Here is a 15296-nt window from a genome sequence, read left to right as displayed (position 1 = left end):
CGGTCTCCGGCGTCCGGCAGTCGTCTGGTTGCCATGCTACAGGTTCGGCGCGCCGATGTCGTCCCCGTGCATCACAGCCGCGCGGGCGCGCCGGCCGCGGCGCTGGTGGCGCCGGGGCGCCGCCCGTCGCCGATCAGCACGAAGGGCGCCCAGTAGTAAGGGTGGGCGAAGGCGGCGGGCAGGTTGCGCCCGGCCTCGTCCAGGATCAGCAGCTGTGCGCCGCGTAGCGCGGCGGCCGAACTCACACCCCCCTGCTGGCGCCGCAGCGTGTCGGCCACGGTCAGCGCGGCTGCCGCGTCGTCGACCGCCCAGTGGGTGACCATCAGCCCGCGCGCCCCGGCGTAGAAGAAGGCGCGCGCCAGACCCGACAGCGCCTCGCCCCCGCCTTCCCCGCCCGGCCCGCCGGTGTTGCAGGCCGACAGGATCACCAGGTCGGCGTCCATCTTGATGTCGAGCACCTCGCTCGCCTTCAGGAAGGCGGGGTCGGCCGAGGGCGATCCGCCCGGCGGCGAGGCGACGATCGAAGGTTCCGTCAGGCAGGAGAGTTCCCCCGGCAGCAGCGCATGGGTCGCGAGATGCACCACGCGATACTGGTCGAGCCGCTGGCGGCGCAGGTTCGCCACCGTGAACTCGGCGCCCAGGATGGCGCGGTCCGGCGCGGCGCCGAGCAGCGCGCGCGAGGCCAGCACCTCCGAGCGCGTGCCAGGCAGCCGCCCCAGCCCGGTCGCGAGCCGCGCATCCGTCCCGCAGCGATTGGCCGGAAAGGACCGCGCGAATTGCGGAGCGGAGGGCGGTACGAAATCCCCGAAGCCGATATAGGGCAGCGGCGCGGTCGAACCGGTGCCCGCCGCGCGCAGCGTGACCAGCGTCTGCGGGGAGGGCACGTGCACCACGGCGTGTCGGCGGATCAGCCAGTCGGCCGCCCCGGTCGGGTCGCCCTGCACCGGCGTGCCGAGCAGCATGCCGAAGGGCAGCGCCAGCAGCGGGCCATCCGGGGCCACCACCAGCGTGCTGGCGCCGCGCAGCGTGCCATCCAGCGGGGTCACCAGCAGGCGGTGCAGCTCATGCGCCGCGGCGGCATCGAAGCGCGGCACGCCGCCGGCGCCGATCTCGCTCGACCGGCGGACGCGGTTGACGAGGGCGGCGATCGCCTCCTCGCCCACCGGCACGCGGCGCGCATCGACGCGGCCGTTGCGCACCACCATCACAAAGCCCTCGCGCGGGCCGAGCAGCATGGTCAGCAGCGCCTCGTCCGGCCCCAGGGCGCGGATGACGCTGTCGGCATCGACCGCCGCCAGCAGCAGCTGCCGGTAGCCCGGCGCGGCCGCTGCGACCTGGCTCTCGGAGTCCGCGCGGCGGGCCTGGGCCGCGGCGATGCGTTCGTCGAGCGCCGTATTGTTCGGCCCGGCGGCATCGCGCTCGGCGAACAGCTCGCGCAATTCGCGGTCGGCATCCTGCAGGCCGCGCACCGCGCCCTGCACCGCCTGGTTGCCTTCCGACACGCCCAGGCGGGCCGAGGCCTGCTGCACGAAGCGTGCGGTGGACGAGCGCTGGGCCAGCTGGGCAGCGCCGAACATCTCGGCGCGCAGCGGCCCGGCCAGGCCCGGATTGGCATTGGCCTCCTGGTCCAGCGCATCGAGGTAGGGCACCACCAGCCCCACCTGCAGGCCGATCTGTCGGGCGCGCAGGATGGCCGCGCCGGCGCGGAAGGCGGTCAGCGCGGCGGTCCGGTTGCCGGCGCGCAGCCGCTGCTGGCCCGCCAGGAACAGGGTCACCGCTTCCGGTCGCTCGCCGGGTGCCGCGACGGCGAAGCGGCTGGCGGCGCGTTCCATCAGCTGCGCCGCGCCTTCGGTGCGGCCCATGCGGATGTCGGTGCCGGCCTCGGTGCGCAGGGCGCGGCCCACCATCATGTTGGGTTCGAGCCCGGCGCGGCGCAGCACGGCACGTGATTCGGCGATCAGCGCGCCCGATTCCGCGCCCCGCCCGGCGCGCGACAGCGCCACCGCCCGGTTGCGCTTGGCCTCCGCCAGGCCGAGCACGGCCGACTGCACGAGCGGGTCGGCCAGCAGGTCCGACCCATCGCCCTCGCGCGCCGTGAGGTTGGGCGTCAGCGCCATGTAGGCGGCCTCGGCCTGCTGGAGCAGCCCGATCGCGGCAGCGGGGTCGCCGGAATTGAGCGCGTGCAGTCCGCGGTAATGCAGCACGCGCGCGCCCGTGGCGGGGTCTGCAGCGCGCGGCGCGAGCGCGGCGGCGCGGTCGATCAGCACCCCTGCCTCGGCCAGGCGGCGCTGGTTCGACAGGTTGATCGCGAGGTGCAGCATCGCCGTCGCGGCATTGGGGTTTTCGCGCCCCATGACGCGTTCCTGCACCGCGAGCGCGGCGCGATAGGCGTCCTCGGCGGCGGCGAAGTTCTCGGTCTGGTTCAGGTCGCGCCCGAGCGCCATGAGCTGTTCATAGCGCCCGACATCCGAGGCACCGAAGGCATCGGCCGACAGCCGCGCCACCGCCAGCTCGAGCGCGGCCGACCGCCCGCCGCTGCCCGCCGCCGTCCCGCCGCCGCCCACGCGCCCGGTCGCAAGGCGTTCGATCACCGGCAGCGAGGTGGCGACGCCATCGGCGACCACCGGCCCGGACGGCCCCGCGGTGACGATGGCCACATGCGGCCAGCCGCCGGTGCGCCGCGTGCAGGCCAGCAGCCGGGCCGACCCGCCGCCGGCAATGGTGGTGCGCGTGGGCGCGGCGCAGGTCACCCGCTGGTCGAGCCACGACCGCCAGAGGCCGGATGCCGCGATGGCATCGAGGTCCGCCTCGGTCGCGCTGCCCGAAAGCTCCACCACGCGCGCGGCGGGTTGGGTCCAGCCGCCGCAATAGGCCTCGCGCGCACGCAGCACCGGCCGGTCGGCGGGAATGCTGCGGCCGGGCTGCACCTGGCAGGCCTCGTTGCGAGCGTCCGTGCCGGCGGGTTCGCCCGCCACGGCGCCGCCGGTGCGCGTCACATAGGCGTCCGGCTGCGGTTCGGTGCAGGCGGCGAGCAGGACGGCGATGCCGGCCAGGATCCGGGCGTGCACGGGTTCAGTAATCCTCGTCGCCGACGTTGGGGACCTGCACCTCGGGGTCGGTGATGCGGTTGTTGCCGAGCCGCAGGTCGACCTGCTGCGGCGGCGCCTGCGGGATGGTGATGATCTGGCTCGGCACGATGCAGTTCACCGAGGACACCACGCAGCCGTTCAGCCGGTAGCGCGTCAGCGCGCCCGAGGCCGCCGGGCGCGTGCTGTCGGCGAAGCGTGCCGCCGCCGCGCCATCCACCGGCGAGCCCGAGACATCGGTCAGCCGGCCCGTGAGCTCCGCCGACCCGCCGGTGCCATGGATGGCGAGCCGCCCGGCCGAGGCGATCTGCCCGGTCGCCGTGCCGCCGTCGAGCAGCAGGAAGATCGCGCTGCGCCCGGCATCGATGTTGAGCACCATGGTGCCGGCCGGCGCGCCGCTGGCCGGGCCAAAATCGCCAGGTGCCTCGGTGCCCGGCACGCGCACCTGCGTGGGCTGCTGGCGCGCCGGAAGGCCCGGCTGGTCGGGCTCAACGATGGTCAGCGGGTTGGGCGCGGGGGTGGTGCGCGTATCGAAAACCACCGCGGGCAACAGCCCGCCGCCGGGCACCACCGTGATGCGCCCCAGCGTCTGGATGCCGCCTGGTGCGCTGAAGCCCACGGCGCGGCCGATGGTGAACAGCCCGCCGTCCAGCACCATGCTGCCGGTCGCGTCCACGTCCAGCGTGCCGGTCGTGAAGTTGGTGCGGCGCAGCGTGATGCTGCCCGCGCCGAGGCGGATGCTCTCGCCCGACACCAGCGAACTGTCGGTCAGGGACATGGCCCCGCCGGTCTGCAGCAGGATCGTGGCGGGGTCGATCTGGAAGGACTGTGCCAGCACGCTGGCCCCGGCGGTCAGCCGCACCGCATTGCCGGCGGTGATCTTGCCGGCCGTCAGTGTCGCGGTGCCGGGGGTCGTCACATCGAGGTCTGTTCCGGCCGTGGTCTGGCCCGAAAGCAGGACGGCGCCACCGGCGGTGATGGCCAGGCTGGTGCCGGCCCCCGCGCCGCCGGTCTGGCTGAGCGCGCCGCCGGAGGCCAGTACGAGCGTGCCGCCGGCCGAGATCGACCCGGTATTGGCAAGGTTGCCGCCCGCCGAGAGGCTGGCATTGCCGCCGGCCGAAACCGTGCCGCCCTGCGTGAGGTCGCCCCCCAGCGCCGCGAGCGTCGCACCTTGGCCGGCCAGCACCAGGCCCGTCGCGGCAATCGCGCCGCCGGCCGTGATGCCGAGCGAGGTGCCCGCCACATGCGTGCCGCCGAGCGTGACCGTGCCACCGCCGGTCATCGCCAGCGTCGTGCCGGCCTGCACGGTGCCGTTGCTGGTGAGCGCGCCCGCGGCCTCGACCGTGGCGGCAGCACCGGCGAACAAGCTGCCGGTCAGGCTGGCGGCCCCGCCGGTCGCGCGCAGTGTGGCGTTGCGGTTCGCGACCAGCGTCGCGGTCGTGGTGAGGCCCGCGGCGCCGGTCAACGCCACGTCGCCGCCGGTGCTCTGGATCCGCCCGCTGGCGGTCAGCGTGCCGCCCGCGGCGAAGGTCGCGGTGTCGCCGGCGGTGACCTGCGCGGTGGTGCCGAGCGCGCCGCCGGCCGTCACGTCGACGGTGCCACCGGCGGTCAGCGTGCCATCCAGGGTGAGCGCGCCGGTCGTGGCGGCGAGCCGCGCCGCGCCGTCGGCGATGAAGGTACCGTTCGCCGCGAGACCGGTGGCCCCGGTCAGTGCTACGTCGCCGCCGGTGCTCTGGATCCGCCCGCTGACGGTCAGCGTGCCGCCGGCGGTGAAGTCGATGTCGCCGGTCGCCGCAACGGACGCGGTGGTGCCGATCGCGCCGCCGGCGACCACCGTTGCCGTGCCGCCCGCCTGCACGATGCCCGACAGGCTGACCGCGCCGGTGGCGGCGTCCATCCGAAGGTCGCTGCCGGCGATGACGCTGCCGGTGGCGGTCAGGCTGGTGGCGGCGTCGATGGTCACGCTACCGACCGCCGTGAGGCTGCCCGCTAGGTCGATGGCGCCCGTCGCGGTGCCGGTGAAGGCGCCGCCGCTGGCAATGGTGCCGGCCAGGGTAAGGCCGGCGCCAGCGCCGAAACTCAGGGCGCCGCCGGTCGTGGCGGTGCCGGTGAAGCTCAGGGCGCCACCGGCGGTGAGCGTGGCGGCGCCGGTGGCCGCCAGCTCACCGGCGTAGTTGATCGTCCCGCCGGCCTCGAACGTCGCGTTGCCCGGCCCGCCCGTCACGCTGATGCTGCCGCCCGGCGCGACCGTCAGCCCCTGGTCGGTGGTCAGCGACAGGCTACCCACCGCCGAGACCGTGCCGCTGACCAGCACCGGCAGCACCGTGTTCAGCGCCAGCACCGGCCCAGTCGCGACCAGGCCGTTGAGTTCGAGGATCTGGTTGTCCTCGGGCAGCGAGATGCTGCCGCCATTCACTGTGAACAGCCCGGTGACGATCAACGCGCCGGCTGCCTGCGACACGCCCCCCACACTTTCGATCGCGACCGAGTTGCTGCCTTGCACCAGGCCGACCAGCGACACGGTGGCACCCTCGAGGGTCACCTGCGGCGCCGTGATGCCGCCTACCGTCAGCGCCCCGCCGGCCGCCAGCCGGACCGAGACCGGCCCGGTGATGTCATTGGCGGCCAGCGCGTCGCCCGTGCCCAGCACGATCTCGCCGGGCGCGCCCGCCGCGGGCAGGGTGCCCGCGGTGATGCCGGCCGCGGTATCGAAGGCATTGGCCGGGCGGCCAAGTTGGAAGTCGCCCTGCGCCGTGCCGGTCAGCGCCGCGACATCCACAGACCCGGCGGACTGTCGCACGCTGCCGCCGGGGGCCCCGGGCGTGCCCGCCACAAGTTCAAGCGTGCCCACGCGGTCGGTGCCGCCGGCACGCAGGCGCACGTCGCCCGCCACCAGGATATCGCCCGCTGCGCGGACAGTGCCGGGCGCACCCGGGGCGCCATCGGCGCCGATCACCAGGCGCAGCGCCGGCGTGACGCCATTGCCGCCGATCCGCGCGATCTCGCTGGTGCCGAGCGCGAGCGTGCCCGCCGCCGCATCCGGCCCGCCCAGCGTGATGCTGCGCCCGAGCGTCTCGGGCAGGATGAAGACCGTGCCGCCAGCCGCGCGCAGCGCCGCCTGCAGGTCGAGGTCGTCGGCGCGCAGCGTGATCGAGGTGCCGGAAGCTGCCGTGATCCCCGACCCGCGCACCTCCATCAGCCCGGCACCGCCACGGACGTCGACTGCGCCGCCCGCGGTCACGCCGGCCAGCGCCTGGATGCGGTTGCCCGCCACGCCCGGGTCCAGCAGCACCGCCCCATTCGGGAAATTCGCCGACAGCGCCGCCACGTCCAGCAGCGTGCCCGCGCCCTGCGTCAGCGCGCCATCGCCCGCCAGTGCCAGCAGCCCGACCCGGGGCGCGGCGCCGTCAACCAGGTCCACCGTGCCGGCGATGTCGACCGACCCGGTCTGGCCCAGCGCGCCCAGGCGCAGTTCCGCCGCCGCGCCAGCCGAGGGCAGGAAGCCCAGTTCGGTGCTGTCGAGCGTGATCCGCCCCGCATTCGTGCTGCCCGCGGCGCCGCCCAGCACGTAGCCGATGCTGCCATCCGCCGTGACCGGCAGCAGGGCGATGACCCCGCCCGGCGCGCGCAGTTGGGCACCGATCGCCAGGTCGTCGGCGCGCAGCGTCAGCGTGCGGCCGGGGCCCACCTGCAGCGCCCCGGTCACGCCCAGCGTGGCCGACCCGCCGAAACCGTTGCTGCGCAGCGTGGCATCGCCGCCGGCGCTCAGGCCGAGGCCGAATGCCACGTCATTCGCGCTCCGCCCGCCGCCGAGCGTGCCGATCGCGTTGCCGCCGCGGTCGATGTCGATGCTGCCGCCGGCGAGTGCGGCGAGGTACGCCGCGCTAATCGTGCCGCCGGTCTGGGAGATGTCCCCGCCGCTCGCGACACCGCCGTTGAAGCTGCCGGTGCGCAGGATGATCTGGCCGGTCGGCCCCGCCGCCGCCAGGTTCTGCACCAGGGTCAGCCCGGCCGCTTCCAGCGTCAGCACCCTGTCCACGCCCACGCTGATCGGCAGGTCGAGCGTCAGCGCCAGCGCGTTGCGCAGCGTGATGTCGCCACCCGCGCTGAGTGCCGTCAGGTCCTGGATGGTGTTGCGCGCGGTACCGTCGCCATTCGCGCCGGCCAGGCGCAGCGTGCCCGCGGCCTCGGCCGAGAGCGTCGCGGCGGACAGCCGCGCGCCCGCGTTCTGCAACAGGTCCCCGGTGGTGGCGTCGAGCAGCACGGTGCCGCTGCCCAGCACGTCGTTCAGCGTCAGCGCCGTGGCGGCGATGTCGATGGTGCCCGCGACTTCGGTGCCGGCGCCCGCCCCGCCCACGGCGCTGACCGTGGTCGCGCCGGTTGCGCGCAGCAGGATGCCGTCGGCGGCGCTGAGCGCCGCGGTGGTGATGGTGTTCCCGCCGCTCAGGCGGATCTCGCCGGCGGCGGCCGCGGCGGTGAGGGTGCCCGCACGCACCGCGGCCTGCGCGGCGGTGCCGGTGATGTCGCCCGCCGTGGCGGTGAGGCTCACCCCGCGCCCGGCATTGTCGATCGTGACCTCGGTGCCCGCCAGCCCGGCATCCGACAGCGTGATGTCCGTGCCGCGGTAGGTGACGGTGCCGCCGCTGGTCGTGGTGCGGCGGATCTCGAGCGCGCCGTCGGTCGCAATGTTGATGTTGCCCAGCGCCTGTACCGACACGACCGGCAGCGCATTGCCCGCCTCGTTGACCACCACGGTGCCCGCGCCCTGCAGCGCGGTCACGAACAACTCGCCGACGGAGAGCCCGCCCGCGATCTGCCGGATGGTGCCCGTGCCGCCGGCGGTCAGCCCGAGTTCCAGCCGCGACGCGGCGGTGGGGTCGATCGTCCAGGCGCCGCGCAGGCGGATATCGGGCGCGAAAGCGGCCAGCGTCCCGCCATTTGCATCGAGCCGGGCAAGTTCGGTCCCGGTCAGCCGTGCGGTGCCGTCATCCACCTGCCCGCCGCCCAGGCTGAGTGTGCGCGGCGATCGCACTTCGATCCGCCCGGCCGCGCCGGTGTCCACTGTCGCGCCGGCCAGGATGGCGAAGTCCGGCGCCTGCAGCGTGATGGTGCCGCCGGCCCCCGCACCCACCAGGGAAATGGGCGCGGCCAGCGTGAACAGCCCGGTCGCCGCATCGGCCCCCGCGCTTGCCACCGATACAACCGGCCCGCCCGCGCGGATGCCCGACACGCCGTCCCAGGCGCTGGCCACAACCTGGCCGATGAAGCTGTCGGCGGTGCCCAGGCGGACATTGCCGGTGGCGACGGCGCTGATGTTGGGCACCGACAACGCGAAGCCGTCGGCCAGGATGTCCCCCGCCGCGCGCAGTTCGAGCACCTGTGGCGCCGCCGCGCCCGTGAGGTCGAGCGCCCCGCGCAGCGTGATGGTGCCGGAGGAGACCTGGTCCTCGGGCGCCAGCGCGCCGATGATCAGCCGCCCGGTCGAGACACGCTGGATCGCCGCGGCGCTGATGGTGGTCTCGTTCACGCCGCCCGCGCCGCCCAGGCTGATGCCGCGCCCCGGCGTGAAGGGCGCGAACTGCACCACGCCGCCGGGGGCCAGGAAGACCGTGCCGGTCAGCCCCGGCGCCACGCTCAGCCCATCCGCCAGGATGCTGATGGTGCCGAGCGCGCCGACATTGACCGGCGCGCTGACCTCGAGATTCGCGGTGTTGTTCGCCAGCAGGACCACGCCGCCGGGCGCGGTGACCACGGCATGGGTCACGGTGCCGCCCGCGGCATTGGTGCCCTCGATCAGCCGGGCGATCTCGTTGGCGCCGCCCAGCACCACCGCCGTGCCGGCCGAGGCCGAGAGCCCCTCGGCGCGGATCACGCCGGACTCCTGCTGAATCGTCCCGGCGACCGGCGCGTCGAAGCTGGCGCCGGTGCGCAGCACCACGTGCCCGCCCGGCTGGTTCGCCGTGATGTCGCCCGCCAGCGTGATCCCCGGCGCTTCCAGCGTCACGCTGCCATCGAGCCCCGCCGTGGCCGTGGCACCCTCCACCCGGAGCGCGACCGCGTTGCGCAGCGTGAGGCTGCCCGCCGAGGAGGGTGCCAGCGTGCCGACGCTGTTGAGGTCCGCCGTATCGGCCGACCCGCCGCCATCGAGCGCCACCTCGCCCGGCGCGCCCACGCGCAGCCGCGCGGCGGTGATGCGCGCCCCGGTGGTCTGCGCGATGCCGCCATTCACCGAGGAGAGGTCGACATCGCCGCCCGCGACGGTGATGCCCGGCGCGGCGACGATGAAGTCGCCATTGCCGCGGAAGGTGAAGTCCGCGTTCGTCCCGGCGCTGCCCGAGACCTGGCCAACCGCGTTCACCGCGCCACCGGGCGAACCGAGCAGCACCGACCCCGCATCCGCCACCGCCGACAGGCGGCTGGCATTGAGCGACCCCGCGGTGCCCTGCACGATGTCCCCGGCCGTGGCGTGCAGGCTCAGCAGCCCGCCCGACGTGGGCAGGGTGAAGGTGGAATTGATCGCGATCGACCCGCCCTGCAGCGTCGCGCGGTCGATGAACAGCGTGCTCACCGGCCCCGTCACGCCGAGCGCCCCGGCGCCGGGGTCGTCATGCCCGATCACTAGGGTCCGGGCATACATGTTCAGCAGCGCGCCGCCGGACAGGAACAGCGACCCCGTCGGGTCGGTGTCGATGCCGAGATTGACCGGCCGTGCCAGCGTGCGCGGCGCGATGTCGATGGTCCCGTCGAAGTCGGGGCTCGCCGGGAACGGAAGCCCGGCCGCGATCGGCGCCGTGACGGACAGACGGTCGGCGCGCAGGCGCACCACGCCGTCCACCGCCGTCGCGTAGATGCCCGCGCCGAGCGGCAGTAAGGTGGTCGGCGCGACTGTCAGCTCGCCCGCCGTCAGCGTCACGGAACTGCCGCGCACGCCGCCGGTGCCCGGCGCCGCGCCCCAGCCCGGCACGTCCGGCAGCGTCGTCGTCGCGAGCGCCCCTGTCGTGGTCAGCGCAAAGGTTCCGGTCATGGTCGCGGCGATCGCGCGCACATCGTTGGTGGCCGATGTCAGCGTCGCATCGCCGCTGCCGATCACACCGAGCGCCGCCGCGACGATCCGTCCGTCGGGCTGCGTGATGTCGGCGCCGGCCGACAGCCGCACCGTGCTGGACGGCGCCCCCGCGGTCAGCCCCACCGTGCCGCCCAGCGCCATCGCCTGGCTGGCGACCAGCGTGATGGTCTCGAAGCCCAGCGCCGCCCCGGCATTGACCGTCAGCGCCCCGTCCGCGGCCACCTGCAGCGTGCCCCCTGCGAGCGACTGCGCGATGGTGCCATCGAGTGCCAGGTCGCCCACCGCGTTGAACGCCAGCGTGCCACCCACGCTGCTGGTGCCGAGCTCGGCAACCGCATTGCCGCCGCCGAGGCTGGTGAGCAGCGTCGCGTCGCCGCCCGCCGTCACTTCGAGCCGCCCCGCGGTGATGCGTGACGCGAAGGCCGACTGCAGGATGTCGCCGCCCTCCGCGGCCAGCACCACCGTACCGCCGCCCGCCGCGATCGCGGCGCTCAGCGCCAGGTCCCCGGCGTCGAGCCGGATGGTGATGTTCGCATCCGCCCCGACCGTGGTCGGTCCGACCGCCGCGTTGATCTCGAGCGCGCCCGATGTGCGCAGCGCGAAGGCGTCCTCGAAGGCGATGGTGCCGAGCGTCGCCACCACGTTCGGCGCGGCGCCCAGTTGCACCGCGCCATCGGCCGTGGCGCTGAGCACACTCGCCGTGATGGTCCCGGCCGCGGTCTGGGAGATCGTCCCGCCGGCGCCGGTCGCGGTCAGGTCGACCGTGCCGGTGCCGCTCGGCGTGATGAGCGGCGCCTGGATCGCAATGGAGCTGCCCTGCAGCGTCAGCGTCGCATTCGGCGCATTGGCCTCGGCCGTCGCGGCGACGGTTAGCGTGCCGGTGGTGCGGAAGGCGATGTCGCCGGTGGCATAGAGCGACCGCACGCCGCCCGCGCCTGCCGGTGTGCCGCCATTGGCCAGCCGGAAATTGCCCGTGCCGGCCAGGTCGATGCCGCCCGACCCGGCATGCGCCACCAGGTTGCGAATGCCGCCCTGCGCGACCAGCGCGCCTGTGGCGTCCTGCGTGATGGCGCCGCCCGCGCGCAGTTCGATCCCGCCGGTGCGTGCCGTCACGTCCGCCGCGCCGAGCGCGATGTCGGTGCCGGCGGTCAGCCGCACGGTGCCTGCGGCGAGCCCGGCATCCACCGCGATGCCACCGCTCGCGACCGCCTCGAACGTCGTGCCGGTGCCGAGCGTCAGCGCCTCCGAGACGACGACGCCCGCGCCCGTGACGGTGCCGGTCAGGGTGGTGCTGCCCAGCCGGATGGTGGTGGCGCCCGAGGCGTCGAGCGCGGCGGCCGCGACCTGCAGGCGCCCCGTGTCGGCCACGCCGCCGACCTCGACGATGCGCGCGGTGCTGCTCGGCCCCAGTTCCAGCATGCCGCCGCTGACCGACAGGCTGCCGGTGCCGCTGAGCGCCAGCGTATCCGTGCGCAGCACCAGCGTGCTGCCGGTGCCGGCCTCGACCGCCGCATCGATCGCCAGCGTACCGGCGGCCAGGCGCACGTCGCCCGTCGCGGTCACGCCTGCTTCCCCGGCGGCGACCGTGATGCCCGACGCGGTGATCGCCACCGCCGCGCCATCCGCCTGCACCACCGAGACACTGCCCTGCAGCGTCACGTCGATCGCGCCGGTCAGCAGCCCTGCTGCCGTGTCCAGCGTGCGCAGGTCGACCTCGCCGACTTGGTTGGTGCCGGCCAGCGCCAGGCTGCCGGCGCGCGTCTCGTCCGCACCCTCGCCGCGCAACGTCAGCCGCCCGGCCCCGAGCGAAATGCTGCCGAGCGTATCCTGCGTGACGTCGCGCGCGGCATTGATGACGAGCAGCGCGGCCGTGATCGCCGAGGACGCGCCCAGCGTGATGTCGCCCGTGCCAGTGCCGTCGTCAAAAGTGATCAGGGTCAGGCCGCCGGTCCCGCCGGTGGCAATCGTGCCGGCGATATCGAGGTCACGCGCGCGGATGCCGATGCCGCCATCCTCGGTGGTCGCGCTGACCACGCTCAGCCGCCCGTTGTCGCCGTCCAGGATGAGCTCGTGCGTGGCGCCGGTCACCGCGACGGTGACGGGCAGGGCGGTGTCGGGTGCGGCGCTGCCGTCGGCGGCGCGGGACACCAGCACGCCGGTGCCGGCCTGGCTGATGGTCCCGGCCGAGGCAAGCGCCACCGACAGCGCGCGCAGCTCGCCCGCCAGCGTGATGCCGGTGCCGCCATCCTGCAGCGTGAGCGTCGCCAGCCCCGCGACCGACAGCGTGCCGCCCGCGCCAATCGCGAGACCCTCGACGCTGGTCAGGGTGAAGTCGCCCGCCACCGTGCCGCCCGAGATCTGGATGGCGCCATTGCCCAACCCGAGCTCGATGTTGCCGGCATCGACCAAGGTCGCGGCGACATCCAGCGTGGTGGACGCGCCGGCGCGGTGCGCGATGGTGCCGCCGATCTGGCGGATCCCGCTGAACGCCTCGAGCGTGAGGCCGGTCGCGCGAATGTCGCCGTCGATCGTGATGGCGTCGGTGCGCGCCGTGAGCGCCACGTCCGTGCCGCTGATCGGACCGGTGATGCGCAGGCCTTCGGCCGCGATGGTCAGCCCGGCGTCGGCGCTGCTCTCACCCAGCGCGAAGACGCCATTGCCCTCCTGCGCGAGCAGGATGGCCCCGGCCGACGCATTGGCAGTGATCGGCAGCTCGTCGCCATCCACGGCATGCGCGATGGTGCCGACGGATTGCGTGATGCCCTCCCGCCCGGTCAGCTCCACCGAGGTCGCGCGGATGTTGCCCCCGATGCTGAGCGCGCCGGTATCGGCTGTGAGCGTGAGCGCGCCGGCGGTGATCGGGCCCGTCGTGGCGATGGTGTCCGCCACCACGGTGAACGCACCCTGCGCGCCGCCTGCGCGGAGCGAGAGGTTGCCGTTGCCCGCGGCATCGAGCACCACGTCGCCTGCCGCGGAGGTCGCGCCCACCGCCAGCACGGTGCCGGCATCGGCGCGGTGCTGGATATTGCCGCCCGTCTGCGCGATTCCGTCCTGGCCCGCCAGCGTGAGGTCGGTGGCGCGCACCTCCCCCACCAGCGTGAGCGCACCGGTGCGCGCCGTGAGCGACACCGTCGCGCCCGACACGTTGCCCGCGATGGCGAGCGTGTCGGCCGCGATCGTGAAGTTGTCCGAGGCGGAGCTCGCCGCCAGGTCGAAATTGCCGTTGCCGGCCCGCGCGAGTGCCACAGCGCCGTTGGTCACGGTGACCGTCAGCGGCAGCGCCGTCGTCGCATCCGTGACGTGCTGGATATTCCCGCCCGATTGCGTGACGCCGTTGCGCGCGGTCAGCGTGACCGCGGTCGCGCGCAGGTCGGCGTCGATCGAGATCGCACCGCGTGGGGTGGTGAGCGTGAGCGCGCCGTTCACCGATATGTCGGCACCCGTGCGCACCGTGATGTCGCCCACGGTGGTATTGGTTGCGAGCGAGCCGCCCAACTGCCCCGCGCGCAGCGTCAGGTCGCCGGCAGTGGTGCGGTTCACCGCGCTGTCGACGATGATCTGGCGGTCGGCGTCGAGGATGATGTTGCCCGCCGCGAAGCTCTCGATCGCGCCGGGGGTGATGCGCACCCAGGTGTTGGCGCCGTCGGCGTCGGCGCTCACCGTGCCGGCGGGGTCGACGCTGCCAGCCACCACCGACAGGTCCGACACGACTTCGGGAATGGTCGGCGTGGTGCCCGGAAGGCTGGGCGTCGCACTCGCCGAGATGACGATGTTGCGCGGGTCCAGCAGAAAATCGCCCAGCGCCCCGGCCGGCGCGCGCAGGTCGATCAGGCCGTTGAGCACGAAGACGCCCTGGCCCGAGACCTCGATGAAGCCGCCATCGCCGCCCGCAGCACCGCCGCGCGCCGAAAGCAGCCCGCGCATCTCGGTGCGGTCGGTGCTGTTGACGACGATCTCGCCGCCGCGCCCGCGCCCGGTGGCGTCGGCGCGGATCTCGGCGCCGCGTTCCACGGTGGCACCCGACGCCAGGCGCTGGTCGCGTCCACGCCCGGTGGTGCCGACCAGCACGCGCCCGCCACCCGCCCCGCCCGAGGCATCGACACGCGCCCCGGCCGCCACGGTGACCGTGCCGGTCGCCTGCGCGGCAATCTGCCCGCCGCGTTCGCCCCTGCCGCCGGTCGCCTCCACGCGGCCATCCACGCGCACGCCACCGCCCTCGGCGCGGATCGCGACCTCGCCGGCGCGGGTGCCGACCGTCGGCGCGCTGATGCGGCCGGTCTGGCTCACCAGGTCCTCGACCAGGCCCGAGGCCGCGTGGGCGGTGATCAGAACCGACCCACCGGCGGCCTCGATGACGCCGGAATTGGTCACCAGCGCTTCGCCACCAGAGGGCGCGGTGCGCACCGCCTGCGTCACGTCGATGCCGATCAGCCCATCACCGGCCAGGTCGAGCACGAAGGTCTCGGCGGCGCCGAGGGCCACGCGCCCGAGCCTTGCGCGGATCACGCCCGAATTCGACACGCCGGGCCCGACCAGCGCGGCCAGGCCGCGGTCGGCCACGGTGATGGTGCCGCGGTTCTCGACCCGCGCACCGGGGCGGGCGGCCTGGTCGAAGGCCATGCGCCCGGCCATGAAGTTCTCGTTCGTGATGCCCGGCGCCGAGGCGATCAGCGACCCCACATTCACCTGCGCGCCGCGCGCGAAGACCATGCCCGACTGGTTCACAATGGCCACGCCGCCATTGGCCTGCACGCGCCCCGCGATGACCGACGGATCTGGCCCGACCACGCGGTTGAGCGTCCAGGATCCCTGGCTGGGCTGGACGAACTGCACGGTGTGCTGGCTGCCGACGTTGAACTGCTGCCAGTCGATCGCGGCCCGGTCGGTGCCCTGCGTGATGGTCGTGCGCCCGGGCGCACGGCTGATGCCGGCCTGCCCGGCCACCACCTGCCCGCCGGTCGGGCCCGTGTTGGGCGCGGGCTGCGCCATCACCGGGCCGGCGGCGATCGGCAGCAGCGCGGTGGTGGCGAGCAGCCAGTCGCGGCGCACGGCGAGCCTGCGCGGCGCCTGCGCCGGGGCGGGGCGCAGCGCTACCGGAACTGTCTTTCGGGCGGCCCGCCGGGGACCGCGCTGCGCCGCGCCTG

2 protein-coding genes are annotated in these 15296 nt (G+C 74.6%); both read right to left on the bottom strand.

What is annotated here, in order from left to right:
- Positions 1–71: 71 nt before the first annotated feature.
- Positions 72–3068, bottom strand: coding sequence for a CHAT domain-containing protein (locus MWM08_RS16595; protein ID WP_244407612.1), 2997 nt, complete (start codon positions 3066–3068; stop codon positions 72–74).
- A gap of 4 nt (positions 3069–3072) precedes the next feature.
- On the bottom strand, positions 3073–15201 hold the full coding sequence (locus tag MWM08_RS16590; RefSeq protein WP_244407611.1) for a two-partner secretion domain-containing protein: 12129 nt from the start codon (positions 15199–15201) through the stop codon (positions 3073–3075).
- Positions 15202–15296 lie beyond the last annotated feature (95 nt).

It is taken from the genome of Roseomonas fluvialis (assembly GCF_022846615.1).
Lineage (GTDB): Bacteria > Pseudomonadota > Alphaproteobacteria > Acetobacterales > Acetobacteraceae > Neoroseomonas > Neoroseomonas fluvialis.
Note: the sequence above shows the minus strand (reverse complement) of the source record. Positions and strands in the feature narration are given on the sequence as shown.